We start from the raw sequence: 26,729 nt of genomic DNA, 5'->3' as shown, positions 1-26,729 counted from the left end.
ATCATCAGGGCTTTTTTATGTCATTCATTTCGTGAACTGGCTTTTCGGGATGAGCGCTAGATTTTCTCACCCAGCTTAAACAGCACAGACTCGCCGGGTTCCATCTTATTCCACTGCTCATCATTCGTCAGCGGCCGGGTTGCAATCACAGTCACCACGTCATCCGGGGTCGTTTCTTTTTGAAAGTCCACCACCATATCCGCATCGATTAACGTCGCTTTTCCAAACGGCGCACGACGCGTGATCCAGTGCAGATTATTAGAGCAATACGCCAACACAAACACCCCATCGGTCAGCAGCATGTTAAACACCCCTTTGTCCATCAGGGTTTTCGCCAGCTTAGCCGCATAACGAAACACAGAGGCCATGTTTTTGGGTCTTTTCGGGTATTTTTCACGGATTTTGTCCAAAATCCAGCAAAATGCTAGTTCACTGTCGGTATTTCCCACTGGCTTATAAAACTCAGTGGTCAGATCTTTATAGTTAGACAGCTGACCATTGTGTGCATAGGTAATTTCCCTGCCCCAAAGCTCACGGGTAAATGGATGGGTATTCTCAAGACACGTTCTGCCCCGGTTGCCCTGGCGAATGTGGCTGATCACCGACACACTTTTGATCGGATAGGCTTTCACCAGTTTGGCAATTTCCGACTGACAGCTTGGCTCAGGGTCTTTAAACGTCCGACACCCTTTACCCTCATAAAAAGTGATCCCCCAGCCATCTTTATGCGGCCCGGTATTCCCTCCACGCTCCAGCAACCCGGAAAAACTAAAACAAATATCCGTGGGTACATTGGCAGACATGCCCAAAAGTTCACACATAGAATAAAAAGCCTTTAAATATCAAATATATCAACCTGAGACATTCTCTTTCTTACTTTCTGGTCTCAGTGTTGGTCACAGTTTAGATAAGCCGTGACCACATTACTTGTGAGCTAAATTTTATCACCAAGTGGCAGAGGGTACCAATGAGTAATCCGGGGTTTTGTTTTATGTTGGCCTTGTAAAGCGAATATCGACAAGAAGTGCCTCCAGACAATCAGGTATTTGCTTTGCATGTGATTCGAAGTTCGATTCCAACATTGGCTTATGGAACCCAACATGCAATATAGAAGGATCTTTTATGTTGTCCATCTGTAACTCCCCTATAAACTGCCACAGTTCAAGGTCCAATAACCTTGTTTGCTTACCCTTTGGAGGCTAAACGCCATCAAAATAGCAGCATAAAATCTAGAAAAGCGAGTTTAATAAAAAATATATGACCACTCCAGAGATACTGGAACGCTTTGATATTACCGCTATCACCTTGTACCGTTGGCAAATTAAAAAGCAGGGTAACCGAGCTTTATTCCCAAAGGTTAAAATACAGAGCAGACCCAATCATTACCTTCGACAAGAAGTTGACGATTGGGAAGCCGCCCTGTAACTATCTCGCATCGCTCCTATTTACTCGGGGCGATGTTACTTACATGTCCGGGAAGTAAATATCGAGCTTTCTCATGATTAAATTTTCAAAATCTTTGGCTTCCAAAGGTTCTTCCATGAAACTTAAATAATCATCTAAGGTAGAAGCAGCTGAACCAGCAATACTTTCAATAAAGTCAGCAATTTTGATTAATTCAAAATCGAATGGTCTCGATTCCTCTGGCACCATATTGAAATATGCTATAGTACCGTCATATACGTACGCTTCAACAATTGCGTACTCCATGTCTAACTTGAGCTCTTTGTACAAATATTCAGATAAAAACTCACTGAAACCAACTCGATCTTCACGAACACGGCTTTCGAACCTTTGCTCATTTATTAGAGCTCTTTTCTGCAAATTTGAACCGAAAATTGTAAGTTGTCGCTCAAATGATTGTGACGCTAATTTCAAAAGAATGTTTCGATGATCGCTTGCCGCAATATAACCCGAGAACTCCAAATCTCTTATAGGTCCGTAACCTGGGTTATTCTCTTTAATAAATGCAACTCTGTTAGTATCAACACACATTAGGCTCATGTCAGACTGGTTCTTCAACACATCAACAACTGCCGACGAAACTGGACACAAATCATATAAACAGGTTTGTATCGTGTTAGCGAAAACTTCTGTAGCCAAACCTTCATCTATGACACGGTTTCTAGCCTTAAACATACAGATAGCGCTTTCTACAGATAGCTCGAGCTCCACAGGGGATTCTGCCAATTGCGCCATAAGTGAAGAGTAATTTTTACCAGCAAGTATCTGCGCCCACAAATCAAAAGTTCTGCACTTTGACTTCAGGGATAAAGATTTCTCTTCTGTATATGCATGAAAAGCATGAGCGGTCGTTTTTAGAGATACATTATCGAATTTCATTTTTTGTTCCTCTGCATCAGTTCCGGTGGCCGTTTAAACTCCAATGCATTCAAAAAATGAATGAAACTTCATGAGGGTATATGTTTGTTGATGGTCGGCCACAACCAAGCCAGTTTTACCTGCCTGCCGACGCTAACTAAAAGCGCCATTCCGACATCAAGGCTATCCTCTCTCCAAAGCAAATGCAAGAAGATCATGCGGCACAGCGTTCGATGAAATCTAACCAGCCGTCATACACTTCTCTCATTTATTCCAACATTAGTTTTTCCCAAGTTCTAGACTAGGATTTGTAAGCGTCTAAATACTACAATTTCTCCTATTAACCCTTTTCTCTACTAACAGGACTTTTATCAGTCGCCCCACAATCAGCACAGATCCAGCCTTTAAATGTACCTGTAACAAAAAAGCTACTACATGCCGGGCAGGAGCTAGGGGATACTTTTTTCTGCCCTTTTCTCTTTATTCTTTTAGAATCCGATACTTCTCCACTTGGTATCATCCTTAAAATATCATCTCGTTTGCTCTGCGCCACTCCCCCTAAGAAAGAGCTATTTTGTACGGCATATGACACAGCAAGACCTAAACCTTCCTTATCAAGCCAAGCTTTAGCGGCATAGGTTGGTTTTAATCGATTATAAACATCGAACCACCACTTATTTGTATGCTTCTTAATAATTTTCCTTTTAATACGACTAAAATTCTCTTTGCTGTCCTCCCCTTCCAACATTACCAATACACTTGCCCAAATCATCTTTCTAAGGATACTTAGCGGCTTATAATCACGAGTCTCAAGCTCTTTTTTGACTTCGGGGTTTAGCAACAAAGTTCCTTCTTCAATTTTTCTTTCAATCCATTTGGGCTCTGCCATGTCATAGATTTTCTTTTTGTCTTCTTTAGTAAAAATTTTAGAGATCTCACCCCACTTTTCAAGATTATCTGTAGCTGCTAATTGCTCAATTAATTTGGGGTGTTCATTGCGTAATTTCTCGCACGCTTCATAATATTTCAACAATCCTCTCCTTGATTTCCAATGCAAAAAAACGGTTAAATTAGCGGGTTTTCGTTAAATTGACATTCATAGTTTCGCCTTCGGCTGCTGTACTTTTTAATGCCTCTAAGTTTGCGGGTTTAGTTGCTTCACTTTTACTTTTAAGGAGTTCTTGTGATGTCAGTTCAAACTTTTTTTCTGAAAGTTCATAGCGTTTATTTGCAAGTTCTAAGTTTTCTTTAGCAGTTTTTACTGTTTGAGTAGCTACAACCACTGAAATCCCAGCTAAAACAAATGAAAGTAACGACATATATCTCATCATTGAATTATGCCGCTGAGTGTCATTGTGGCGCTTTTCAGCATCTCGATGCGCTTGGACTTTTAAATAAATATCAAGTCCTTTTCCAGTTAAGTAAAAACTAGTAACTTGCACGTAATGAGATGTACCCTTCTGGTTTAAAAACATTTTATTTCTAGTGGACTTGCCAATATAGCCTTCTTTCTCAAGAAACTCTGTAATATCATTCAAAACATTATTTCTGTGAGAAGGTTTATCCGTTCTTGCGCCTAAATCCCCCCCAACCAATCTAACAAATTCGACAGATGAATCAAAAACATCATCCAGCTCTCTAGTATTAACACCACGCTTTGCCAAAATTAGTTTACTTTCGACTAAAGCAGGTATAACTTTCTCAATTGGGCATAAGAAGTAGGTACCACCACCCTCCTTACCTTGCTCTTCAACCTCTAACTCTTGTTGGCTCATAATACCCTATTGAAGTCCTTGTAGAAATTTCTGAAAAATATTTCAACGCTATGGATATTTTAAATAGCTTGACTCTCTTTTTCAGAGGTTAACCAAACTTTATATTAGTCATTTACCGCTATTTTCTATTCCAATGATATTGTTCTGTACCTCTACGGTAACACGACCTGACCAGGTAACTTAAAACGAAAAATAGTAATAATTTTAAATACCCAAATAATGCAACTTTACCACTCACCAGATACAAAAAACTAAAAAGAGCAATCACCATCGACATCGGGCCACAAGCAATTAGTAGTCTAGCTTGCCTTTTCTTATGCCCTATAAAGTAAAGAAACTCACGCAGCATCTTGTTATTTGTATAACAGAAAGTTAGAAAAACATTTACTGTCATACTAAGCATTGAAAGTATGATACACAGCTCTATTTCATCAGACAGATTTGGCCGAGAAGTAGCAAAGCTTGATGACGTTATAATTAACGTGAATGCAGCAGCAGAAAATGCTGCATATACATACTTTTGACCTGAATGATTTTCAACTTTCTCCTGCATAACCCATTCTTTGAATTGTTCTTTGGTCAGCTTTTTGGCCATACTATGTGCTCCAAATTTCCTGTCTCAGTACTTTATTCCAACGCAGCTATGCAAGCTTCTCATAGATATGTTCAAACTCATCACCCAGACTCTCCACATTAAAGCCGCAGCGTTTAACCAATTCAATTGGGAACCTGTCTGGTGGTATGTAGTCTGCGACCTTACGAGAGTATTCTTCGATATCTATTGAGGAGTTAGTTATAAACAAGCTCGATTCCTCATCAAAAATTTGTGAGTCAACAGTGGTTGTTACTTTATGAACACCTGAACCAAACCTCATTTTTGACCCCAATACTGGCAAGCCTGGCATTTCAATAGTTTTTATAAAGCTACCAATGTAGCTGCCATCTGAATAAACTGAAACTCTGTGCTTTACTCTCATTATTGTTCCCGCTTTCCTTCTTTCTGCTGCTGTATATCTTAGGTTACTTTTACATTTTTTTTATCAGCTCACTAAAGTAGCTTTCTGTTTCGTGGGAGAACTGATCAAGCAATTTATCCATGGCTTGCTTACCAACTTTCTTTTCAATTTCCTCACGATAAAGGTTCAACGAACAAAGCCCTGATATTTTCTTTTCTTCAGCACTTACAATCCTTAGACTTTCAGCATGAAAGCCTATCCAGTGTCGATGAAGAAGTAACTCAAGAAGCGCTTCTCGGCCAGCGTCTGTTGCAATAGCCTCTTGATAGGAAATATCGTTGTCTCTCATTACATCATATATTTTCCAAAGAACTCATTCTGTAGATTCATGGGTTTGGTCTACATAGCAATTCAAATCACGCTCCATGCACTCCTTTGGTGTTAAGTTTTCATCACAGTTCCAAATAGACAGGGATAAGATGGGATGATTTTTCAACCTACTAAAAAGCTTCATGATATCTCCTTTATTGTCTGTGCCCTTTGGCTTGTATGCGTGCATATACGCCGCTCAGCGCTTCTGACAACTGCAACAGGTTACCGTTGTATTTGTCCGTAACCACTTGGCGCGAGCTAAACCCAAACAAATCAGCGACAACACCGTGATCAACATTTTTAGCCAGGTGAATTATTAATGAGTCCTCAAACGTTTTTGCCGTTGCCCAATCAAGTCCGGCGTTTGAGAGTAGTTTATTAACCTTGGCTCTTAAGTTTGTAGGCTGCTTATTCAAACTCGATTTTACCACGCGTTCACTCATTGAATAACCATGCAGCCGATCATTTGACAACACCGGGGCATACTCACTTAACCCCAAGTATGTATTTAGATTGTGCCGGAACTCTTTCGGTAACTCCTGCTCAACGTACCAATTCAAGTAGCGCTCAAGTGACTGACAAAAAACCTCTGGTACTTCTATCTCTCTGTCTTTACCGTTTCGACTATAAGCACCAGGTAACAGCCACTTCTTATAGGCATGGCCATGCACATCAATAAGCTGATGTACTTTTAACTGGTTGTGCTCAGTTAGTTACAGCGGAACATAGGCAAGCTGCGTAATTAGATACTGATCTTTAATTTTGAACTTGCCTGCACACGCACGTAAGCAGTAGACGAATATGATCATCTGTAAAAATCTGCCTTATCATCTATCGTTGCATAAACCATATAGCAATGTATGCGATATAGATTAGCCAATCTCTGAGCAAAAGCAATGTGCCCACCTTTGGTAACCAATGGAATAATGGAATAATGCTGAGGAGGATAAAGCTGGATCAAATCACGCACTCGATAATAATTCTCATTATTGTTATAATAAAATCTCAGCCAACAAATAATTAAAACCCAAAAGCTGGATTAAACCACGCACTTGATAACGATTCTCATTACTGTTATAATATATCAGCTAACAAAAAACTAAAATCATTAAGCTGATCACTACCCCTAACTAACACCAACCAAGCTCCGATTTATCTCTGCAATTTCAGTCATGAACTTGCGGGCTTTTTGCTGCGTGAAATTCGATAAGTGTGCTCAAGTCATTTAAAAACAAACGTATTTACACGTTCATTTTATGCTTTATGTCGGTAGCAGTTGGTTTTGTTAGGTCAATAAAAACATATATATAAGGTAAAATAATGAATAACAACAAAGACTCAAAGACCACAAATTGCAAATCAAACAATGCTGATAACAATGCAAACAATACCGATAACAAAGCAAACAGTGCAGATAATACATGGCTAGAAAAATTAACTAGCAAGGGGTGGGTGGCAAGCAAATGGCTATTTAAAAGAGCTGCTTTCTCTTGCATCGTTGAGCTACTTAAAGAGCTATCGTAAAACTACGTTTTGGAATGTATGCAACAGCATCTATGTTGCACGCCCGAACTTTCCAACATCAATTCTACTCACTCCCCACCCCGCGTAGCCCTGATCCGCATATCAACATACCAGTTTCCGCTGCCATCAAGTTGCTTGCTGCTTTCCCAGACAAAGCCCTTGTCGCTGATCTGGCTGAAGCGAAACCGTGCGGGTTGCAGCTCGCCGCTGGGCAGGCGCTGTTCAACCTTGAGGTGCACGCCGTCTTTATCCCGATGTGCGGTAAACGGGTTGAGGGTTGCGTTCATTTGCACGGGCAGAAATACCTGATGCCAGCGCTTGTCTTGCAATGAATAGGTTCTGAGTGTTCTGCCTGCATAAGTTACTTTGCCTTGCGCATCGAGCAGGCTGAAGTCGTCCACCACCATCTTATTATCAAAGGCGTATTCAGCTTGCCAGCGGCATGGGCTGAGAATAGCACTTTCCCTTGCGGGTCCAGCTGCTCATACTGGCATTGCCAGTGGCCAATCAAAAAAGCATAGTCACTGGCCGCCGCTGGTGCGCCGGGATAGAGCTCGGCACTATAAGAAGCAAAAGAACAGGCGCTGAAAAAACACAAAGATAAGAGTCGCATAGTGGGCTCACAAGTAAAAACAACCGGGCTCAGTATGCCGCCAAATATGGCGCCGCCAAATATGGCGCCGGCAAAGTGTTGACTGCAATATTTATAAAATGAAAAGGGCCAGATTCACCCTGTACACCCTTTTACACCCATCAGTATCCAAAAATTCCCCATTGCTGCACCTCTTCGGGTGTATACAGGTAAAAGTCAGCGTACAACATCTTTTGTATTTCACACAAAAACAGAGTGTTACCTTTTTGATTAAGCCTTATAATAGGAACATCTCAATAAAAGGAGCTAACTATATGAGAAAAACACTTATCTTTACACTTTTGGCTTTGGCATCAACTCAGAGCCTTGCTGCGCGTGAAACCATGTCGGGTCATATCGACAGAATGGTTACCTATCCTGATTTTGGCAACGGAAACACCATTGTCGAACTGAGCAATCGGGGTAATACCTGTTACGGGTATTGGATTGAAACGGGATCAAAAGGTCATGATGCCGCCCTCTCTACATTACTGGCGTCGTTCTATAGCGAAAAAGCCGTAAGCATCGTCGGGCTGGATGACAGTGCCAGTAAATGGAACGGGTCTCCAGGCCGACACTACTGCAAACTTTACGCGGTCGACGTTAAAAGGTAACCCGCCCTCATTCATAAATCGCAATTAAGCGGAACCGTGTGTCTCAAATAAGGCGCACGGCCTTCAGCAGAAAAAACCGTCACGGAATGAGTAATTCTGCACTTCTATTCACTGTGCAAATACCCTTCAAATCATCTCCCTCTTTCAACACCGCATACTTATTCAATTCCGCCAATCCAAACAAAATTCGCCATCAGTCAGAAAAACAGCAGCATAACCGACAGTTCAGCACCTCTAGAATTGGTTAACCCCGGCTATTTAACGCATAAACTTTCACCTTTCTAACGCTGTAAGGTGATACAACAATAACTAAAAATGCATATTCAATTTAAAATACTGCATATAGAACCCCAAAAACCAACTAAAAAACCCAAAGAAACTAAAATCACGCAAAAAATTTTTTTACTGCAATTTCATGCACAATTCTGACTAAAAACCCATTGATAGTGAATATTTTTGCAAATATAATAAATAATTATCTTCGTACCTTTTTTGATAATCTTGTTACGAGATTCACTTTATGCTTTCTTAGTTTGCATAAAAACAACAACCAGAACACATCCGGGATGTAAAATAATGCTAAAACCAAAACTCATATCTCTGGCCATAGCTACGGCTTTGCCAGGCTCAATTATGCTCAGTGCAACAGCACAGGCCGATGAAGCAGGTGCCGAAGAGAAGTCTCTGGAAGTTATCCAGATCACAGCTACTCGCCGTAGTGGCTCTGTGCAGGAAGCCCCTTTAAACATCACCGCACTCGATGCGGATATAATGAAAGATCAAAACATTGGTGAACTGGCCGATGTGGCGCGTTGGGTGCCAGGTCTGACTGTGACCGATCAGGGTGGTCGCTCTGGCTCACCGATCATCGTTCGCGGCCTAAACACCAACTCATCAGGTCCGGATCAGGATGGCGGCACCGTTGCAACCTATGTGAATGAGATCCCCGTTTCACTGGATATGCGCCTGACTGACGTAGAACGCGTAGAGGTATTAATCGGTCCACAAGGTACCTTGTACGGCGCGGGTACCCTAGGCGGCGCTATTCGCTATATGCTTAAAGCGCCAGAGTTAGACATCACCACAGTGCAACTGTATGGCGACTTATTTCAAAACTCAGAGAGTGATTCAGTTGGAGGTGAAGGCGGCTTTATTTTCAACACCCCCATCATCGAAGATGAACTGGCGCTGCGTGCCAGCCTGAACCAGTATGAAGACCCCGGATTTATTGATTACAACTATGTGGTCCGCGAAGGCGGGGCTTCTTTGGCAGATCCCAACTGGAGCAGTCAAAGTGACGTTGATAACAACCTCAAATGCGTGGCCGATGCCAATGGCGAAACCACCACCACCGGCCGTATTTCTGTGCGCTGGAAGCCAAATGACTGGTTCGATGGCACGCTGAACTATTTTTACCAGAAACAAGAAAGTGAGGGCCGCTCGATAGTACATTATCAGGCACTCAACCCGGCAAACGGACTCAATGATCGCATCGGCAAATATGAATCGGCCTATCGCTATGAAGAGCCCAGAGACAAAGAAGATGATCTGCTGAGCCTGGAATTAAAAGCCGATCTGGGATTTGCAGAACTGGTTTCTGCATCGGGCTGGTCCAGCTTTGAAGCCGATGGTCAGCGCGACCAGACCGATCTGCTGATCCGCCTCGATTATGGCTATGAAGAATTCCCGTCCTTCTCGGCGTTTACCCGCGAAGAGGAAGAAGAAGACACCTTCACGCAGGAGATCCGGCTGGTGTCGCAGGGCGACTCAGCCTGGAACTGGATTGTGGGTGGCTTCTACAACAAATTCGAAAGTGATGCCAGCAGTAAAGAGTTCACCCCAGGCTTTGGGGAATTTGCCGTAGCTAATTTTGGTGGCGAGCAAACCCGCCCGGACAACCTCGAGTATTTCTCGGTCGACCGCAGTGAAATCACAGAGCAGGCCCTGTTCGGGGAAGTGGGTTATCAGGTCAATGACAAGCTAACCATTACCCTGGGTGCACGATTTTATGAATATGAAGTGAAGGCGGAGTCCGCCGTTGACTTCCCGCTGGCCAATACGCTATACAGCGGCGCAGGTCCAAGCGACATAACTCTGGACTTTAAGCAAAACAATGCTGAAGACGATGGTAACCTGTTTAAGTTCAACGCCAATTACCAGTTTACAGACTCAGTCATGGCGTATATCACGGCCAGTGAAGGTTTCCGTATTGGTGGTTCTAACGGTCTGGCGCCCTGTCCGGATCCCCTGCCCGACAAACAGATCGGTTGTGGTATGTCCGACGAAATGCTGTACACCGCAGACACCACCACCAACTATGAATTGGGTCTGAAGAGCACCTGGTTAAAGAACCGTCTGCATTTCAACGCGGCCATTTTCAATGTTGACTGGGATGATGCACAAATTGCCGGTGCCACTGTGGTTGGCCAGCTTCCGTATACCTCTAATGCCGGAACAGCCAACGCCAAAGGGGTTGAGATCTCCACACGTGCTATCCTCAGTGACTCTATCAGCACGTATGCAACCTATGCCTACACTAAAGCAGAGTTAACCTCGGATGCACCTTACTTATTTAATGCCGATGGCACCGATGGCGGTCAAGATGGAGACAGACTGCCCGGCTCTCCGGAACATCAGTTCTCATTGGGTATAAATTACGAAACTGAAGTCCTGGGCGATAAAACCCTGGATATCAACTATGGCCTGACGGCACAGAGCGATATCATCTCCAAAGTGGGTCTGCGTGACAGTGGTGAAACCCTCTCGGGTTATGGGATCAGCAACCTGTCTGCCAAACTGACCGGCGATATGTGGTCAGCCACTTTGTACGTCAACAACCTGTTCAATAAATACGCCTTTACCTCGGTGCGTCGCGATGTACGGGATATTACGACCGCCAACGGCGCTGAGATCCAGCGTAACTATGGCCACTACCTGAACAAACCACTGACAGTCGGCATTAAGTTCGACTATCAGTTCGAACTTTAGTAAATTGAACTCTCCCGCTGAGGCCCATCCATTGTGATGGGCCTTTATATAACAAGTGACAACCCACAATGACGTCTATCCAGCAATTACACAGAAGCGCCATTAGCGCACTCAATCAGGGCCAGCTCGAAACCGCCCATCAATACCTGGTCAAACTGCTTAATGCATCGCCAGACTATGCCGACGGCTACTTTCTGCTCGGTGTGATCAACCTTCAGGTTGGGCAGTTAAAAAAAGCAATCAAATTGCTCGAAAAGGCGCTGGGACTGCATAACAGTGATGAATACCGGGCTCAGCTGACTAAGTGTTATGCCTTGCAGGGTGAGCTGACACTGGCCAGGCAAACCGCAGAGCAGACAAGTCCTGCTGCGTTGACTCGAGCACTTGATGCTGACACTTTTGGGGTAGCACTGAGCCATGTTGGCCTGCACGATGACGCCCTGGCATTTTTTCGCCAGGCACTCAAGCTCACTCAGAGCAACGCGCAATATTATTATAACTTTGGGGTTAGTGCGAAGTTTGTCGGCTTATTTGATGACGCAGAGCAAGCCTTTGAACAAGCGCTGGCATTAGATAAAGATCATCACAGAGCGCACTTTGCTCTGTCTGACCTGAAAAAAGCCAGCACAGACAACAACCACCTGACACGCTTACAAAGCGCCTTTGCGCGGGCAAACACACCCGAATCTCAGCTCCATCTTGGCCATGCTTTGGCAAAAGAATATCAGGATCTGGGTGAGTTTGATTCAGCATTCTATTCACTTAAACAGGGTAAAACGGCATTACACCGTGCACGTCCCTTTGATCATGCAAACAACGAGGCCTTATTCGAGCGTATTCAGGCACTCAGCACCACCAGTACAGTCGACCCAAAGGCTGGTCACAGCAGCCACGAGCCCATTTTTGTACTCGGGATGCCGCGCTCTGGCACCACCCTGGTAGAGAGGATCTTATCCAGTCACAGCGATGTGATGTCAGCCGGGGAACTACAGGATTTTGGGATCAGCGTAAAACGCCTGGCTCAGACCACCAGCCAGACCGTACTCGACCCACTCACACTCGAGCAAGCTTATCAGTGCGACCCACACCAACTCGGACTGACCTATCTGAATGCAACCCGGGTGGTTACCGGCAGCCATGCACACTTTGTCGATAAGCTGCCATTTAACTTTTTCTATGTTGATCTGATCCGCCGGGCGTTACCCAATGCCAAAATCATCTGTCTGATGCGTGACCCGATGGATACCTGCATTGGTAACTTCCGCCAGTTGTTTACTATCAACAACCCGTATTACGCGTATTCGTTAGATCTGATGGATACAGCACGCTTCTACAGCCGATTTTATGAGCTGATGCAGCACTGGAAGCAGCTTCATGGTGAGCAGTTTTATATGATGCAGTACGAATCCCTGGTTGATAATCCTGAGCAGGAAATCGCTAAACTACTGGATTATTGTGATTTGCCCTGGCAGGACAGCTGTATGCACTTTCATCTTAACGATGCGCCTGTATCAACAGCGAGTAAAGTACAGGTGCGTGAACCGCTTAACCGCCGCGCTATCGGGCGCTGGAAACGCTTTGCACCACACACCGATGCCGCACAGCAGTATTTGCGTCAGCATGGTGTATTGTCATAAATGGCCTGGCATTGCCAAAGCAAGTACCAGAGGCCAGGCTGACTGAAAGCCCGCCATGAGACTGGCAACAAACGCTGCGCGCCGGAGGAAAAAGACGCGTCCGGTGTGCACAGCGAAATAACGCGTTAGTTATAACGCATTAATATGTTGAGGCTTATTGTGCTTCCTGCTCAAGGCGCAGGAGCAAGGCTTTAATGTCGTCTTTTGCGCCTATGATGTGCTTTTTGAGAAATTCGCAGGCCCCGGCTTTGTCTTTTTCGTGACACAGCTTAAGTAAAGTGCGGTGCTCTTCTGGCGCCGTTTTTAAACCGCCGGCAAGCAAGATATGCATACGAACGTAACGCTCTGAGTTTTTACTGTACACGTCGACCAGTTCTCGGGTCTGGGGGCGCTCAGCACGGCTGTACAATTTGTTGTGGAATTCGGCGTTTAGTTTACCGGTTGCCAGCTGGGTATCACCTGCATCTGTTGCTTCTTCCAGATCGGCCAAAATGGCTTCAGCTTCCAGCAGGTCGCGTTTGGTGAGATTATCAATAGAGTGGCTCAGTAGCTCTGCTTCCAGTATGGCGCGCAAATCAAAGATCTCATCAATTTGTTCAGCACTCAACCGAGTGACAGTGGCCCCTTTGTGCGCTTCAAAATTTACCAGGCCTTCGGCTTCCAGTTGCAATAGCGCTTCTCTGACCGGGATACGGCTAACGTTCAATTCCTCAGCAAGGGCAGCCTGACGCAATGGTTCACCGGCTTTGATTTCACCACACAGGATTTTTTCTCGGATCGCTTCCGCAACCAATTGAGTTCGGGTTTTATGTACAATCGCCATAGGGTTAATTAATTATTATCATTGGGATACATTATACGTGCATTGCCATAAATTGCACGTTGTGAGGGAACAGGTTCACAGTCTATGAAATCATATCATGATCAAATAGGCGGTTGCACATGCCAAGGAACAAGCCTGTGCAACCGCACTCCACGGGGTTACAGAAGTTCTATCTTCTGAGTTTGCTTAACTCTGTACACATAGTGGGCGTAAGAATCGCGTCATGGCCTGTGTCCCGACCGACGTCGAACGCACATCCGTTGATGACGGATAAGGTCCGCCATGATTCATCGAGCCACACACTTCCACACCGGTTGGCATCTGGCCGAAAATGAGGCGACCCACTTTATAGCTCAACTCGTCCAGCAGTGTTTCCTGAACTGCCATTTCCGCTTTGGTAGCGTGCACACTGGCTGTCAGCTGACCTTCTAACTGTTCCACCACACGCAGTAATTGCGCTTCATCACGGTAGCGCACAATCAGGGCACTAGGGCCAAAAACTTCTTCATGCAAACTGGCATCGTGAATGAAATCCTCTGCCTCACAAGCAAATAAATGCGCGTTGGCATGGAACGCCTGGCTCTGCTCACCACTTGCCAGTAAATCAACATGGGCATTGTGTTTCAGCTCAACCATGGCTTTGTTAAAGCTGTCCAGAATACGGGGCGTCAGCAAAGTATCTGATGGTGCAGCCTGGATTGCGTTCATCGCGACGGATTCAAACTCAACCTGCCCTTGTGGTATTAGCCATAAACCCGGGCTGGTACAGAACTGACCATTACCCATCAACAGCGACTGCACCAGAGATTTTGCAAGCTCACTCCCCTGCTCCTGTGCATAGTCAGGCAGGATCACCTGCGGGTTTACACTGCCCAGTTCACCGTATAACGGGATCACTTCTTCGCGCTGATGAATGGTGTCCAGCAGTGCTTTAGCCACATTCAAAGACCCCGTGAAACCCACTGCTTTCACATCTGCTGCACCCACCAACTGGTGAGATAAGGCATAATCCGTGCCCTGGATCATCGAAAACACTCCATCAGGCATTTGGCAGTGACGGATCGCCTGTTCGATCGCCCGTGTCATCAACTCACTGGTACCTGGATGTGCAGTGTGGCTTTTCACAATAACAGGGCAGCCTGAAGCCAGCGCTGCTGCGGTGTCCCCCCCTAAGGTAGAAAAAGCATAAGGGAAATTAGATGCGCCAAATACAGCCACCACACCAACGGGCAAGTAACGTAGCTCGGTTGCAGGCTTAGGCAAAGGCGCACGATCCGGATCAGGAGCATCCTGACGTGTCAGTGCCAATGGCGCAAGATCTGCTTCCAGTGCAGCTGCGAAAGCATTCAACTGATTTACCGTGCGCATTCGCTCACCTTCAAGACGCGCTCTTGGCAGTCCGGTTTCCAGCATGGTGGTTTCGATCAGGCCATCACCCAGCGCCAGGATTTCTTCTCCAATTTTGCGCAAAAAAGCCGCACGCTGCGAATAAGGCACACGCCGGTAAGTCTTGAATGCACGTTGCGCGGCCAAAATACCGGCATCCAGGTCGCCGGCCTCTGCATTGAAAAAGGGCTGATGATGTCTCTCATTGGTTTGCGGGCAAAACGCAAAAAATTGCCCATTGTCTGCGTTACCGCGCCATTGCCCGGCAATAAAACTCTGTCCTGTCAAAGTCATGGCTGTCTCCTTAAGACAAATAAGATGATGAGGCAAGTTGACTGCCTCACTTTGTTAAAGCACCTGAAACCCAAACGCGTACGGGTCGTCGTCATCTACAGTGATACAGTTATGGCCTGTTATACGGGCCCAACCCTGTATGCTGGGTAATATGGCACTGTGACCAGCTATTTCTGTCGTGCCTTCAATCCGGCCAATAAATTGGCTGCCGATGTAGCTTTCATGGACAAAATCCTCGCCACTTTGCAATGCGCCTTTCGCAAACAACTGCGCCATCCGTGCGCTGGTACCCGTTCCACAGGGTGAGCGGTCTATTGCTTTGTCACCATAGAACACCGCATTGGCGGCGCTGGAGTCGGCCTGTTTGGGGTCGCCGGTCCAAAGTACGTGAGACGCGCCACATACAGTCGGGTCTAAAGGGTGTACGCAAGCAAGCTGTGCATTGACGGCATCACGTACTTTAGGACTCATTGCCAATAACTCAGCTGCGCTCGTAGCATGTGTGCCTTTAAAATTCCTCTGAGGCTCAACAATAATGTAAAAGTTTCCCCCATAGGCAATATCGACCTGCAGCTCCCCAATACCGGGGACTGAGATCACCTCATTCCGATGTGCCAGAAATGCGGGAACATTAAATAGCTTGACCCATTCCACCCGGCCATCGCGCATTGAATAATAAGCATCCACGCGACCCGCAGGCGTATCGAGCCGCAGCCGCCCCGGCTCTTTTGGTGTCACCAGGCCTTGTTGTAGCGCAAAGGTCACTGTGCCTATGGTGCCGTGACCACACATGGGTAGACAGCCAGATGTTTCAATGAACAAAATAGCCACATCACCATCTTCAGTGGTAGGTGGATACAGGAATGACCCGGACATCATGTCGTGGCCACGCGGCTCAAACATCAGCGCACGGCGCACCCAGTCAAACTCAGCCAGAAAGTGCTGACGCTTGTCGCTCATAGTCGCGCCCTCAAGCTGCGGATGTCCACTGGTTACCAGTCGTACCGGGTTGCCACAGGTATGCCCGTCAATGCAGAAGAATGTTCCCTTATTCATAGGCTTAATCCAGATTAAACTTGCTTAAATCAATCCGGTTTGTGAGCGCGTCATCGTACAAACGGCGCACATAAGTTTTCTCTTCCTCTGTCAGTGGCAAACGCGGTGAACGTGTTACTTCGCTGCCGCGACCAGCCAGCTGTTCTGCATACTTGATGCACTGTACCAGAGTTGGGATCGTATCCAGGCGCAACAAAGGCAAGAACCAGCGCCACAGCTCTCGGGCTTCTTCGTAACGACCTTGCTGGGCCAGCTTATAAATCGCGACAGACTCACGTGGGAATACATTTGTCAGACCTGAGATCCAGCCTGTCGCACCCAGCATCAAGCTTTCAAGCGCAATGTCATCCACACCACCGAACACCACGTAACGGTCGCCAAAGGCAGAAAATAATTCACTGATCCGGCGCGTGTCTTCAGTCGCTTCTTTTACTGAAACAATGTTGGCTTCCTCTGCCAGCACTTTCATGCCTTCGATAGATACATCCACGCCATAGGTCACCGGGTTGTTATAAATCATGACAGGCAGGTTTGTGTTGCGAGCTACCTGCTGATAGTGATGAATAGCCTCACGCTCTGTCGAACGGTAGACCATACCAGGCAGCACCATATAACCATCGATCCCGATTTCCTCTGCATCACGCACAAACTCAACGGCCAGTGCAGTTGTGGTTTCGGCCACACCAGAAATCACAGGGACTCGCCCGCCAACCACTTCTTTCGCTGCACGCAATACTTCACGCTTTTCTTCAGCACGTAGTGAACAGTTTTCACCGACTGTTCCCAGCACGATGATGCCATGCACACCCTCTTCAATCAGGGTGTTAATCATGGTTTTGGTGGTTTCAAAGTTAATGCTTTCGTCGTCATTAAACTGGGTCGTTACTGCGGGATAAACACCCTGCCAATCTACTTTCATGATAAGTCCTCTACTTAGTTTGTGCTTGCCATCATAGGTATATTGTATACAATAATCAATATCCAAATTTAAGAAAATGATCAGAATGTCAAAAATTGGGGCAATAAAATTAGTAAACCAATGAAATTTATAGGGTTAATTTTTTTATATGCTTCGCGGGGGCATCTGGTAGGTAAAATGCAATCTGACAAACGAGAATAAAAATGACACATTCACTTCAAATTGCAGTTGTGGGAGCCGGAGTCGTTGGCCTGTGTAACGCCTTACAACTGGCCCGTCAGGGACACAGCGTCACGCTTTACGACCCGGCAGGTATTGGCGAGCAGTGTTCGCGGGGTAATGCCGGCCATTTCGCAACGGAGCAAGTATTTCCGCTGGCAGACAAAGCCCTGCTGCCCCGCTTACCCATGATGCTGCTGGATAGGCTCAGTCCGTTACGAATAGATCATAAATACCTGATTAAAGCATTTCCCTGGTTTAGCCGCTTTTGCCTCAATATGTTACCGAGCCGGTTTAAACGCCATACTCGGGCACTGCGCGCTCTGAACGAAGCCGCCCTGCCCGCATTTAAGCAGCTCTTGCAAGAAGATTTCGAAAACAACATCAGCATGCGTGGCAGCTTGCTGACCTTTGAACATGATAAGATTGAGCAGATCCGCGCTTTACAGAAGAAATACCAACAACAAGGCGTTGCCGTTGAGCTTTTGGATCGCACACAACTTTTTGCCCTTGAACCCGGCCTGGATCAGCGTATTCAGTACGCACTCTATTTTACTCAAGTTGGCCACACACCGGACCCTTACCAGCTGAGCCAGGCCCTGTTCCAACAGTTTACCGCGCTTGGTGGCACCTTTGTTAAAGCCAAAGTTGAAAAGATAGCGCCACTTAATACGGATACAAAACAGGCTCAGCTTGCAAAGATAAAAGTAACCACGCAATCACATGGCTGCCATACCTTTGAACGGCTTGTAGTGGCCACCGGGGCATGGAGTAAAACACTGTGTGCACAGTTGGGCTACAAGCTTCCTATCGAAGCAGAGCGGGGCTATCACAATATGCTACCCGTCACCAGCAATCTCAGCCGCCCGGTTGCCTCGGCGGACAGACAATTTATTATGACACCCATGCAAGGGGGTCTGCGCCTCGCAGGCACGGTGGAGTTTGCCGGGCTGGACACCCAACCCAACTATGAGCGCGCGGATATGTTACTGACACATGCCCGGGCTTTGCTTGAAGGCAGCGACACTTTAGAGCAAGGCGAACATTGGATGGGTCCCAGACCTTCACTCCCTGATTCCTTACCTGTTATAGGACAGGCGCCGGATCATCCAAACATCTATTTTGCACTGGGACACCAGCACCTGGGTCTTACTCAGGCCGCAATCACCAGTGAGCTCATCGCACAATGCATTGCAAACCAACCCACAACGCTGGATATTGGCCCGTACAGTATTGCGCGTTTTCAATAACGAATAACAAACAGGAATCACTATGAAAGGCATAGGTTACCAAAATCGTGAAGCGGCACTGGCTGCACTGACAGACATGACCCGGGACGTAGCTGCAATTGAACCAGAAGAATACCAGCAACGTATTTCAACAGCACAAGCCTACATGCGCGAGCATAAGATTGCCGCAATCTATCTTAATGCGGGTACTAACCTGAAGTACTTTACTGGCTTGCAGTGGTACCCAAGCGAGCGTATGGTCGGGGCTGTTTTACCAGCACAAGGCGACGTCCAGTTCATTGTGCCCTTTTTCGAAGTTGGCTCAATCAAAGACTATCAGGTCATTGAAGGTCCCATGCATACCTGGCAGGAAGAACAGTCGCCTTACAGTTTGCTCGTCAAGGTGCTGAACGACCTGAACGTAGCACCTGATGCCACACTTGGTATTGATGAAAGCGCGGCCTTTTTTATTGCCGATGGTATACGCCAGGCTGGGCCTGCACTTAATCTGATCAATGCCAAATGTGTCACAGCACATTGTCGTATGCATAAATCTGCTAGTGAACTTGCCCTGATCCAGCGGGCCATGGACATGACACTGGCTGTACACAAAGCGGCAGCCTCAATACTTCACGAAGGGATCACCACAACAGAAGTAGAAGCCTTCATTGACGAAGCGCACCGTAAAGTAGGCGCCACAGGCAACTATTTTTGTATTGTGCTGTTTGGCACAGCCACCTCCTTCCCTCACGGCGTGAAAGATCCACAAACACTGAAACAAGGTGATGTCGTTTTGATAGATACCGGTTGTAAGCTACATGGTTATCTGAGTGATATTACCCGAACCTATGTATTCGGTGAGCCAACAGCGCATCAACGCACCATGTGGCAACACGAAAAAAATGCCCAGCTCGCCGCATTCGAAGCTGCGCAAATTGGTACTCCGTGTGGCGATGTCGATTTTGCAGCCCGCAGCTATCTAGCCAAACAAGGACTGGGGCCAGATTATCAACTACCTGGCTGCCCACACCGCACCGGACACGGGATTGGACTGGATATTCATGAGTGGCCTTACCTGGTAAAAGACAATCCGCAGCCACTGGCAGCCGGTATGTGCTTTTCTAATGAACCCATGCTGGTCCTACCGGGTGAGTTTGGCATCCGACTGGAGGATCATTTCTATATGACATCAAACGGGCCAAAGTGGTTTACCCAACCAGCGCTGTCTATTGATGATCCGTTTGGGTTAGATAGCTAGTTAACTTCAGGCGCCGTGCAAAATGCGGCGCCATGATAATCCAACCTATTTCACGCAACAGACATCACTCTACTAACCACATATCCACATCTTTCGCCTTTGAGCAATTAAACACATGGGAAACCTTCTTCCCAATCACTTTAAAAACAGACCAAACCCAATCAAAAATACAGACTCGAAAAACACTATACATCTGTATTTATTACATAAATATTTATTTAGCAAAAACGTTTGACCAATTAAATTCAATGCGCTTAAATACTGTGGGCGGCGCATACAATCAACCCACAAAAAGACGCTGCCCACGACTATGAAATACCCATATCAACAAGGAATAATTATGAAATTAAAGGTTAAAAAGACCCAATTAAAACGTTTATCAGACAAGCACGCTGGATTGGCAAAAAACGCTACACCTCAGGTTGCTGGCGGTCAGCAAGCTGCGTCTATTTCTGCAGGCGTATTATGTGTGGTTACGTCGCTGGTGAACTGCTCGCAGGAATGTTCAAAACTACTTTGCTCGCAGGATCACTGCAAGCTTTAATACAGCCTACCCGGCCAAACCTCTGAGCAAAATGCTCAGAGGTTTCATGGTGTCCGGATTAGAAATAATAGCCCAGGTTGACGTTAAAACGGCGCTCAAAGTCGTCACTGTCGCCCACAAGCGTGCCACCAACAAAAGGCTGATTTTGAGCGTGCACCAAATCGAAATAGGCAAAAATAGGACCCGCAGCGACAGACACGCCGGTAATATTCATCCAGGTGTTAGCACTGCCATCGGACTTATCGTGCATCAGACCAAAATCATTATACAGAGTCAGATCTTCGATGGGCCCCAATGCCACCGACAAATCGTAAGACACGCCCAAAGTGGTTGAGGAAGATTTTGCCGCTATGGTGTCATACATGGCATTTGCCGCCACAACCATTTGCGTTGACTCATCAACCTGATAATCATATTCAGTATGTTGAATGTGGAAATACCATTGCTCATACCGATTGGACGCATGCACTGCCCAGGCCTGATAGTCGCCAGCACGGGAAATACCATTATCCAGACCACCATGCAGCGCAGACACGCCAACCTGGGTTTGCCCAAGCGCATGCTCAAACTGATATGCATAGCGACCTACCAGTGTATTGTACTCAGCCAGTTTTTGACCGGGCGCATCATAGACCCCTTCACCCGCTCCGCGCAGGCCAACGAGATCTATTGAATAGCGGTCTTGACGATCTTCTGCCGACCCGTCAATCCCCCCATGGTCATCATTCTTGAAAAACGCCAGATCAAGCTGCCAGTTGTCCTGCATAGCGCGCTTAAACACCAGACCTAAGTCATAGTCCTCTTCCAGACCCACAAAGTAATTTGGCGTCATAAAATAACTGTGTGACGCAACCGGTGTATTGCCAAACGGGACCGGCGCTAAGCCCAACTGAGCCTGCCACTGTGGCGTGATGTCATAGTCCAGGTAAGCGAACTTAACGACGCGCATATAGTCATGAAAACGCACCTCAGCATTAATCCCAACTTCTGCGACTTCTCCGGATAAATTAATACGAACCAAATCAAAATCTATGTCACCGCCGCGGCGTTCACTGTCCTGATCATAAGAATTCATACCATAGTTAAAACGAATTGCTCCGCCGACCTGGACACCTTTTTCAGGTGCTTCTGTGCGTGTAATGGCACTGTCAGATTGTGCCTCAAGCTGAGCCACTTTTTGTTCCAGGTGAGTCAGCTCATGTTTGAGTCTATCCAGTTCTGTGGTGTTGGCGAAAACAGGTGAAGAGCCAATCAGTAAGGCGCTCGAAAGCAAAGCAGTATGTCGACGACTAAATGACATAGATACACATTCCAGGGGAAATCTAAAAAATTCGCGCAAGCCTATATGACAACGCTGACACGTTCAAATTAAAGAAATTCGTAAGAATGTAAGGCATGTTAAAGACTTCGGAATTCGCGTTTCCGTTTGTAAAAGTTGTAGTGAAAATGCAGTCAAGCTGTTTTTATACAAACGCAAACAAAGACACAGAGGAAAAACAAATAAACATAATAATCATAAAGTTATATAAGTACAAATTCTAACTTTTACAGGTAAAGTTAAAGAAAAGTTAGGAATGGTGGGGCCGTGGACAGCTCTAGCGAACATTTCTACTTAATTGATTTAAGTGAGCAAAATTCCCCCATACTCCTAGCTCAAACGGACACCTGTCACTTACCGCACCTGCCGACATTTTTTACCAAAACACGCTAATCTGTGAGTATCTTTCTGTGGACTTAAGTTGAACAAGCATGAAGAAAACACTAAACAAGATTGCGTTAAGCTTATTATTTATCTCTGCTCAAAGCGTTCAGGCTGTGGAGCCGCAAACCATTGAGCTGGCAAAGAGCGCGGACAACTATCAGCTGGAGCTGGTAGCCAGAGGCATTCAGATCCCCTGGGGGATGGCCTGGCTAAATGACAAAGAACTGCTGGTTACCGACAGATCAGGTCAGCTCCGCCTGATCAAAGAAGGAAAACTAATCGACAAGCCCATTGAAGGCGTCCCTGAGGTACATGCTGAGCGTCAGGGCGGCCTGCTGGATATCGAGATCGATCCAAACTACGATAAAAATGGCTGGATCTACTTTTCTTATTCGGGCTTTGAAGGCAAAGAAAAAGGCAGTAACACTTCTATCATGCGTGCCCGACTGAAAGACATGAAACTGGTCGACAAGCAATTAATATTTGATGGCTACCCAAATACCGAACGTGCGTTCCATTTTGGTTCTCGTATTGAATTCGATAAAGACGGCTACCTGTATTTCTCAATCGGCGACCGGGGTAACCGGGACGTGCATCCCCAACGTTTGGATCATGATGCAGGCAAAATACACCGGATTAATGCTGATGGCACCATCCCGGAATCAAACCCATTTGCAAAACAAAAAGATGCACGGAAAAGTGTTTACTCATTTGGCCACAGAAACCCACAGGGCATGGCTATGCACCCTGAAACCGGCGAGATTTGGACACATGAACATGGCCCCCGCGGCGGTGATGAAATAAACATTATCAAGCCAGGACGCAATTACGGTTGGCCCGTCATCACCTATGGGATCAACTATAATGGTACCAAGATCACCGATGAGACCTCTCGCACCGGTATGCAGCAACCCGACTGGGTTTGGGTACCTTCAATCGCCCCCTCGGGAATGGAGTTCATTACCAGTGATAAATACCCTCACTGGCAAGGTCACCTGGTTGTGGGCGCAATGAAGTTTGCTCACCTGGTATTAGTTGAGCTCGATGGCAATAAGGTGATTGGTCACAGTAAACTCTTTGAAGGTGCCGGACGCGTTCGTAGTATTGCCACGCATCCGAACGGTGATCTCTACCTGGGTATAGATGGCAGCGGGATCTTTAAAGTGGTACCCAAAACCAAATAGTCAGTAATACCATCTTCCCGGCCACCGGAGCCGGGAAGAACTCGCAATGTCAGCTCAAGAAACCGATTAAATATTAGATGACAATTTAGTATATCAAAGCAATGTGGTTAATTCAGAATACCTTTGCTAACTTGCTTTGTTGGGGGAATGACCCATTGCTTCCAATAAACATTATAACCCTCACTTTTCAACTAAATCCTTCAGTAAAATTTTCAACTCCAATTTGTCAGGTCTTGCTGACTTCGAAAGTGCGCAATTAAAAAGCATACTTCGCAACTGTGTCTACAAGAGTAATATACCCGGCAGTCATTGCGATCAGGTCACTAAACTTTCACCTTCCCACGACTATTTCATTAATCGTTTTATAATTTTAATAAATAAAGGTTACAATACGGTTTTGCAATAAATAATATAAAGTCTCGTTCGATGTCTATCAAAGTCAAAGTCGCTACTACACCGGTTGAGCTTAATCATGTATACCAGCTCAGGTATCGGGTCTACGTGGAGGAATACGCCTACATGCAGGCTAATCCACAACAAATCATCATGGATATGTTTGATGGTATGCCTGATAGTTATAATATTATTGCCTATGATGGTGAGATACCGGTTGGCACAATACGTGTGGTTATCGATGGCGCGCTGCGGCTGCCAGCAGATCAAATGTACGACTTTAACCAATACCGGATGCAACTGATTGAACAAGCTCAGTCACAAGGCTTACCCCACCCCTTACTGGCTAATTCTGGTATGTTTGCGATTGATGCCAGATGGAGAAATCGTCGCGATTTATTTCGAGCTCTGTTCAAGCTGAGCTGTGATATCGGCGAAGTAAAAGGCGTCACAGATATAATCACGACGGCGAATATAGAAACGCTGGCACTTTACAAACGCATGGGCCTGAAAGCCCTGGGGGCGCAAATTCGTCATGAGCATATTTCGGTTTCTATGGTGCCTATGCACTGCACCATGGAACAGATCACCCAATGGGCATTTGGTGGTGCAAGAACACACTCAAAACTAACGGAATTATTCTCACAGTGCTATGAGTACTTACTGATCAGCGCTGGCACACCTATTTTTAATGCTGCTGATGAAAATGCGAATGAAGCTTACCTTATTAGCAGTGGCGCCATCAGCATCGCTATGGATACAACAACCGAACAACAGAGCTTTGACCTTGCCACCTTAACGGCCGGAGAGCTATTTGGTGAATCGTGTTTGTTCGATGAACAGGCACGCACAGTCAACGCTACAGCCATCGTAAACACAGATCTGTTGGTACTAAAGAAACAAGACTTCTGGCACCAGGTGAATCAAGATCAGAGCTATATGAAAGTGGTTCTCCAAGTGATGGAGCAAAAACTTCGAGATGTCGGCCGCAGAGCGCTCATTTATGCACATGCCTCGCACGAAGAAAGATTAGCGTTTTTTCTGGAGCAACTGGCAAAAACCGCACAACCTATGCTGCGAAAGCCGCATCAACGTGTTGTCAGAATGGGTGGGCATGCGTTTTCCGTCATCTCGGGGATTAAGCGTGATGAAAGCCAGGCATTTTTGGAACGCCAGGCTCAGGCAGGCTGTATCGGCTTAACAGAAAACAGCATTGTTTTTTATAGTGAGGCCAGATAATGAAAGACAATGAAGCCAGCTCTACCGCTTTTACCGTCGCTCAGGGCCTTTTATTTGCCGCTAAAAACTCTCCACACGGAAACTTAGTCGACGAGAACGTGATTTCCGTATCACGCCAGATACTGCAAGGCAGCCAGCATGGCCGCCACAGACTCAAACAACTCGATAGTTGGTGGTTTTGCAAACTGTCAAAATTAAAGGAGCGCCTGTTGCTACCGGGTATTTCTCTGCACTATGTTCTGCGCAAGCGGCATATTGAGCAACTAACGCTGAATGCTATCTCAAATGGCGTCACTCAAGTTGTGGTGTTAGGCGCAGGGTTTGACTCGCTATGTTGGCGTCTTCAGAAAGCCTACCCTGAAGTTAACTTTATTGAAATTGATCACCCTTCCACTCAAGCTCTCAAGGTCAAAGCATTTAAAAAGGGAATTGCTCAGAGCCAGAATATCCATTTTTTAGCTGTGGATTTTGCTCAACAAAAGTTAAATACCGCACTCGCTGAATTTAGCGCATTTAGCCCAGAACGCTTAACGCTGTTTATCTGCGAGGGGGTTTTAATGTATTTAAGCGAACAGGATGTCAATCTACTTTTTGATTCGATCCGAATATTATCTGGCAAGGACACTCAATTTATTTTTTCCACCCTGGAACCCCAGGAGAGCCTTAAAAACACGATACCTAAATTACTGTATCGCCATTTGGAAAAGCTGGGAGAGCCAATCGTGTGGGATATAGACAGTAGCCAAATGCCAAGCTATTTGAAATCACGTGACTGTACGCTCCACTCGGTTGCTGGTAGCCCAGAGTTAGTTGCACAGCAACTCACTGGCGGACTAAAACAAAAAATACATCAGGGTGAATACTTAGTTCATTGTACCTTCCAGTGAGCGCACGCTTTCTAGCATGATGAACCTCGATATGATTGTCAGGGTGAATTGTGACCGAAGCACAGCTTCGCAGCGCAATGAACGCGAGGCATGGACGCCGAGCCGGGAGCCCTCCACAGGGAAGTGTCCCCAAAGGTTGTTCAGTACGAGCTTTACTATATCCAACCCAGCTTCATGGATGAATAGGCGATGCTATTCTATCTACAGCTTCTTTAAACTACTCCAGACGAAAAAAAGCCCGACTCTTTCGAATCGGGCTTTGATGTACAAGGAGGTACGAATGTCTTTCGTCGACCTCTAATTTGGAGCTTGGCAATGTCCTACTTTCACATGGGTGAACGGTGACCGAAGCACCGCTTCGCAGCGCAATGAACGCGAGGCATGGACGCCGAGCCGGGAGCCCTCCACAGGGAAGTGTCCCCAAAGGTTGTTCAGTACAAGTTTTACTATCCAACCCAGCTTCATGGTGAATAGGCGATGCTATTCTATCTACAGCTACAGCTCATCGGCGCTTTTTAAATCGCACATAGCAAAAAACCCGCTGCATTTCTGCAACGGGTTTCTTTTATTTGGAGCTTGGCAATGTCCTACTTTCACATGGGAAAGACTCGCCGTCCGCCCCACACACTATCATCGGCCGGGGCCGACCCTGTCACCGATCATGCAAAACTGATCCACTAACGATCATCGAAAACTGATCCACTTGGTATTATCCGTACATTTGTGCGGGAACTTTATGTTAACCAAGGAGACATTTGTGGATATTCATGTTCGCTT

The 26,729-nt window shown here is 46.1% G+C and carries 26 protein-coding genes; 10 read left to right on the top strand and 16 right to left on the bottom strand.

The genetic code is table 11. From position 1 onward, the window contains the following. Positions 1–56: 56 nt before the first annotated feature. Complete coding sequence (locus tag IY568_RS13395) at positions 57–821, bottom strand: class II glutamine amidotransferase (RefSeq protein WP_010385515.1); 765 nt, start codon at positions 819–821, stop codon at positions 57–59. A 436-nt stretch (positions 822–1,257) separates the two neighbouring features. Here IY568_RS13395 and IY568_RS24795 point away from each other — a divergent pair, with 436 nt between their 5' ends. Beyond that, on the top strand, positions 1,258–1,425 hold the full coding sequence (locus tag IY568_RS24795; RefSeq protein ID WP_228553338.1) for a hypothetical protein: 168 nt from the start codon (positions 1,258–1,260) through the stop codon (positions 1,423–1,425). 39 nt (positions 1,426–1,464) lie between these two features. Here IY568_RS24795 and IY568_RS13390 read toward each other — a convergent pair whose 3' ends face one another. The 10 genes from IY568_RS13390 to IY568_RS13340 form a co-directional block, all read right to left on the bottom strand. Further along, positions 1,465–2,343, bottom strand: a complete 879-nt coding sequence (locus IY568_RS13390) for a hypothetical protein (RefSeq protein ID WP_194867853.1) — start codon at positions 2,341–2,343, stop codon at positions 1,465–1,467. A gap of 319 nt (positions 2,344–2,662) precedes the next feature. Then, positions 2,663–3,352, bottom strand: a complete 690-nt coding sequence (locus tag IY568_RS13385; RefSeq protein ID WP_194867852.1) for a hypothetical protein — start codon at positions 3,350–3,352, stop codon at positions 2,663–2,665. A gap of 40 nt (positions 3,353–3,392) precedes the next feature. Then, positions 3,393–4,097: a hypothetical protein gene (locus IY568_RS13380; RefSeq protein WP_194867851.1), complete on the bottom strand. Its 705-nt coding sequence runs from the start codon at positions 4,095–4,097 to the stop codon at positions 3,393–3,395. 118 nt (positions 4,098–4,215) lie between these two features. After that, positions 4,216–4,692, bottom strand: coding sequence for a hypothetical protein (locus IY568_RS13375; protein WP_194867850.1), 477 nt, complete (start codon positions 4,690–4,692; stop codon positions 4,216–4,218). A gap of 46 nt (positions 4,693–4,738) precedes the next feature. Continuing rightward, a complete protein-coding gene (locus tag IY568_RS13370; protein WP_194867849.1) occupies positions 4,739–5,074 on the bottom strand; it encodes a hypothetical protein in 336 nt (111 codons plus the stop codon). Positions 5,075–5,123: 49 nt separating this feature from the next. Continuing rightward, complete coding sequence (locus tag IY568_RS13365) at positions 5,124–5,402, bottom strand: hypothetical protein (protein WP_194867848.1); 279 nt, start codon at positions 5,400–5,402, stop codon at positions 5,124–5,126. A gap of 175 nt (positions 5,403–5,577) precedes the next feature. Further along, positions 5,578–6,096 (bottom strand): hypothetical protein, encoded by a 519-nt coding sequence (locus tag IY568_RS13360; protein ID WP_228553337.1) that lies wholly within the window; start codon positions 6,094–6,096, stop codon positions 5,578–5,580. A 570-nt stretch (positions 6,097–6,666) separates the two neighbouring features. Beyond that, positions 6,667–6,921 (bottom strand): hypothetical protein, encoded by a 255-nt coding sequence (locus IY568_RS13350; protein ID WP_194867846.1) that lies wholly within the window; start codon positions 6,919–6,921, stop codon positions 6,667–6,669. Positions 6,922–7,017: 96 nt separating this feature from the next. Next, the gene (locus IY568_RS13345; protein WP_194867845.1) at positions 7,018–7,350 is read right to left on the bottom strand and encodes a hypothetical protein; all 333 of its coding nucleotides are present in this window, start codon (positions 7,348–7,350) and stop codon (positions 7,018–7,020) included. Beyond that, entirely contained in the window at positions 7,311–7,562 is a 252-nt protein-coding gene (locus tag IY568_RS13340) for a hypothetical protein (protein ID WP_194867844.1), read from the bottom strand. The genes IY568_RS13345 and IY568_RS13340 overlap by 40 nt, the downstream gene beginning before the upstream one ends. A 293-nt stretch (positions 7,563–7,855) precedes the next feature. Here IY568_RS13340 and IY568_RS13335 point away from each other — a divergent pair, with 293 nt between their 5' ends. The 3 genes from IY568_RS13335 to IY568_RS13325 all read left to right on the top strand — a co-directional run bounded on the left by IY568_RS13335 (position 7,856) and on the right by IY568_RS13325 (position 12,819). Continuing rightward, positions 7,856–8,194 carry a hypothetical protein gene (locus IY568_RS13335; protein WP_125561535.1) on the top strand — a complete coding sequence of 113 codons (339 nt, stop codon included), beginning with the start codon at positions 7,856–7,858 and terminating at the stop codon, positions 8,192–8,194. 576 nt (positions 8,195–8,770) lie between these two features. Further along, complete coding sequence (locus tag IY568_RS13330; RefSeq protein ID WP_194867843.1) at positions 8,771–11,182, top strand: TonB-dependent receptor; 2,412 nt, start codon at positions 8,771–8,773, stop codon at positions 11,180–11,182. Between the two features lie 68 nt (positions 11,183–11,250). Then, complete coding sequence (locus IY568_RS13325) at positions 11,251–12,819, top strand: tetratricopeptide repeat-containing sulfotransferase family protein (protein ID WP_194867842.1); 1,569 nt, start codon at positions 11,251–11,253, stop codon at positions 12,817–12,819. A 154-nt stretch (positions 12,820–12,973) separates the two neighbouring features. Here IY568_RS13325 and IY568_RS13320 read toward each other — a convergent pair whose 3' ends face one another. From IY568_RS13320 to IY568_RS13305, 4 genes are all read right to left on the bottom strand, one after another. Then, positions 12,974–13,642: a GntR family transcriptional regulator gene (locus IY568_RS13320; RefSeq protein WP_125561541.1), complete on the bottom strand. Its 669-nt coding sequence runs from the start codon at positions 13,640–13,642 to the stop codon at positions 12,974–12,976. A 186-nt stretch (positions 13,643–13,828) separates the two neighbouring features. Continuing rightward, the gene (locus tag IY568_RS13315; protein WP_194867841.1) at positions 13,829–15,322 is read right to left on the bottom strand and encodes an aldehyde dehydrogenase (NADP(+)); all 1,494 of its coding nucleotides are present in this window, start codon (positions 15,320–15,322) and stop codon (positions 13,829–13,831) included. Between the two features lie 54 nt (positions 15,323–15,376). Beyond that, positions 15,377–16,378 (bottom strand): 4-hydroxyproline epimerase, encoded by a 1,002-nt coding sequence (locus tag IY568_RS13310; protein ID WP_125561545.1) that lies wholly within the window; start codon positions 16,376–16,378, stop codon positions 15,377–15,379. Positions 16,379–16,382: 4 nt separating this feature from the next. Beyond that, positions 16,383–17,297: a dihydrodipicolinate synthase family protein gene (locus IY568_RS13305; RefSeq protein ID WP_194867840.1), complete on the bottom strand. Its 915-nt coding sequence runs from the start codon at positions 17,295–17,297 to the stop codon at positions 16,383–16,385. Between the two features lie 203 nt (positions 17,298–17,500). On the opposite strand from IY568_RS13305, the gene IY568_RS13300 reads away from it, so the two are divergent. From IY568_RS13300 to IY568_RS13290, 3 genes are all read left to right on the top strand, one after another. Continuing rightward, positions 17,501–18,766 carry an NAD(P)/FAD-dependent oxidoreductase gene (locus tag IY568_RS13300; protein ID WP_194867839.1) on the top strand — a complete coding sequence of 422 codons (1,266 nt, stop codon included), beginning with the start codon at positions 17,501–17,503 and terminating at the stop codon, positions 18,764–18,766. A 22-nt stretch (positions 18,767–18,788) separates the two neighbouring features. Then, the gene (locus IY568_RS13295) at positions 18,789–20,003 is read left to right on the top strand and encodes a M24 family metallopeptidase (RefSeq protein WP_194867838.1); all 1,215 of its coding nucleotides are present in this window, start codon (positions 18,789–18,791) and stop codon (positions 20,001–20,003) included. Positions 20,004–20,343: 340 nt separating this feature from the next. Beyond that, on the top strand, positions 20,344–20,547 hold the full coding sequence (locus tag IY568_RS13290; RefSeq protein WP_125561554.1) for a hypothetical protein: 204 nt from the start codon (positions 20,344–20,346) through the stop codon (positions 20,545–20,547). Between the two features lie 58 nt (positions 20,548–20,605). On the opposite strand, the gene IY568_RS13285 is transcribed toward IY568_RS13290, so the two are convergent. Beyond that, a complete protein-coding gene (locus IY568_RS13285; RefSeq protein WP_194867837.1) occupies positions 20,606–21,847 on the bottom strand; it encodes a carbohydrate porin in 1,242 nt (413 codons plus the stop codon). 449 nt (positions 21,848–22,296) lie between these two features. Here IY568_RS13285 and IY568_RS13280 point away from each other — a divergent pair, with 449 nt between their 5' ends. From IY568_RS13280 to IY568_RS13270, 3 genes are all read left to right on the top strand, one after another. Then, entirely contained in the window at positions 22,297–23,433 is a 1,137-nt protein-coding gene (locus IY568_RS13280; RefSeq protein WP_194867836.1) for a PQQ-dependent sugar dehydrogenase, read from the top strand. A 426-nt stretch (positions 23,434–23,859) separates the two neighbouring features. Beyond that, positions 23,860–25,065, top strand: coding sequence for an N-acyl amino acid synthase FeeM domain-containing protein (locus tag IY568_RS13275; RefSeq protein ID WP_194867835.1), 1,206 nt, complete (start codon positions 23,860–23,862; stop codon positions 25,063–25,065). Then, entirely contained in the window at positions 25,065–25,952 is an 888-nt protein-coding gene (locus IY568_RS13270) for a class I SAM-dependent methyltransferase (protein WP_194867834.1), read from the top strand. Before IY568_RS13275 ends, IY568_RS13270 begins: the two co-directional genes overlap by 1 nt. The last annotated feature ends 777 nt before the right edge of the window (positions 25,953–26,729 follow it).

Source organism: Pseudoalteromonas sp. PPB1 (assembly GCF_015356275.1).
Taxonomy (GTDB): Bacteria; Pseudomonadota; Gammaproteobacteria; order Enterobacterales; family Alteromonadaceae; genus Pseudoalteromonas; species Pseudoalteromonas rubra_D.
Note: the sequence above shows the minus strand (reverse complement) of the source record. Positions and strands in the feature narration are given on the sequence as shown.

Bases quoted from the DNA above. Each gene is read 5' to 3' on its own strand.
- IY568_RS13310 (WP_125561545.1), bottom strand. From the start codon at position 16,378: ATGAATAAGGGAACATTCTTCTGCATTGACGGGCATACCTGTGGCAAC.
- IY568_RS13280 (WP_194867836.1), top strand. From the start codon at position 22,297: ATGAAGAAAACACTAAACAAGATTGCGTTAAGCTTATTATTTATCTCT.
- IY568_RS13295 (WP_194867838.1), top strand. From the start codon at position 18,789: ATGAAAGGCATAGGTTACCAAAATCGTGAAGCGGCACTGGCTGCACTG.
- IY568_RS13370 (WP_194867849.1), bottom strand. From the start codon at position 5,074: ATGAGAGTAAAGCACAGAGTTTCAGTTTATTCAGATGGCAGCTACATT.
- IY568_RS13335 (WP_125561535.1), top strand. From the start codon at position 7,856: ATGAGAAAAACACTTATCTTTACACTTTTGGCTTTGGCATCAACTCAG.
- IY568_RS13300 (WP_194867839.1), top strand. From the start codon at position 17,501: ATGACACATTCACTTCAAATTGCAGTTGTGGGAGCCGGAGTCGTTGGC.
- IY568_RS13315 (WP_194867841.1), bottom strand. From the start codon at position 15,322: ATGACTTTGACAGGACAGAGTTTTATTGCCGGGCAATGGCGCGGTAAC.
- IY568_RS13395 (WP_010385515.1), bottom strand. From the start codon at position 821: ATGTGTGAACTTTTGGGCATGTCTGCCAATGTACCCACGGATATTTGT.
- IY568_RS13350 (WP_194867846.1), bottom strand. From the start codon at position 6,921: ATGCAAGAGAAAGCAGCTCTTTTAAATAGCCATTTGCTTGCCACCCAC.
- IY568_RS13305 (WP_194867840.1), bottom strand. From the start codon at position 17,297: ATGAAAGTAGATTGGCAGGGTGTTTATCCCGCAGTAACGACCCAGTTT.
- IY568_RS13285 (WP_194867837.1), bottom strand. From the start codon at position 21,847: ATGTCATTTAGTCGTCGACATACTGCTTTGCTTTCGAGCGCCTTACTG.
- IY568_RS13365 (WP_194867848.1), bottom strand. From the start codon at position 5,402: ATGAGAGACAACGATATTTCCTATCAAGAGGCTATTGCAACAGACGCT.
- IY568_RS13375 (WP_194867850.1), bottom strand. From the start codon at position 4,692: ATGGCCAAAAAGCTGACCAAAGAACAATTCAAAGAATGGGTTATGCAG.
- IY568_RS13330 (WP_194867843.1), top strand. From the start codon at position 8,771: ATGCTAAAACCAAAACTCATATCTCTGGCCATAGCTACGGCTTTGCCA.
- IY568_RS13270 (WP_194867834.1), top strand. From the start codon at position 25,065: ATGAAAGACAATGAAGCCAGCTCTACCGCTTTTACCGTCGCTCAGGGC.
- IY568_RS13390 (WP_194867853.1), bottom strand. From the start codon at position 2,343: ATGAAATTCGATAATGTATCTCTAAAAACGACCGCTCATGCTTTTCAT.
- IY568_RS13320 (WP_125561541.1), bottom strand. From the start codon at position 13,642: ATGGCGATTGTACATAAAACCCGAACTCAATTGGTTGCGGAAGCGATC.
- IY568_RS13275 (WP_194867835.1), top strand. From the start codon at position 23,860: ATGTCTATCAAAGTCAAAGTCGCTACTACACCGGTTGAGCTTAATCAT.
- IY568_RS13325 (WP_194867842.1), top strand. From the start codon at position 11,251: ATGACGTCTATCCAGCAATTACACAGAAGCGCCATTAGCGCACTCAAT.
- IY568_RS24795 (WP_228553338.1), top strand. From the start codon at position 1,258: ATGACCACTCCAGAGATACTGGAACGCTTTGATATTACCGCTATCACC.
- IY568_RS13290 (WP_125561554.1), top strand. From the start codon at position 20,344: ATGAAATTAAAGGTTAAAAAGACCCAATTAAAACGTTTATCAGACAAG.
- IY568_RS13340 (WP_194867844.1), bottom strand. From the start codon at position 7,562: ATGCGACTCTTATCTTTGTGTTTTTTCAGCGCCTGTTCTTTTGCTTCT.
- IY568_RS13380 (WP_194867851.1), bottom strand. From the start codon at position 4,097: ATGAGCCAACAAGAGTTAGAGGTTGAAGAGCAAGGTAAGGAGGGTGGT.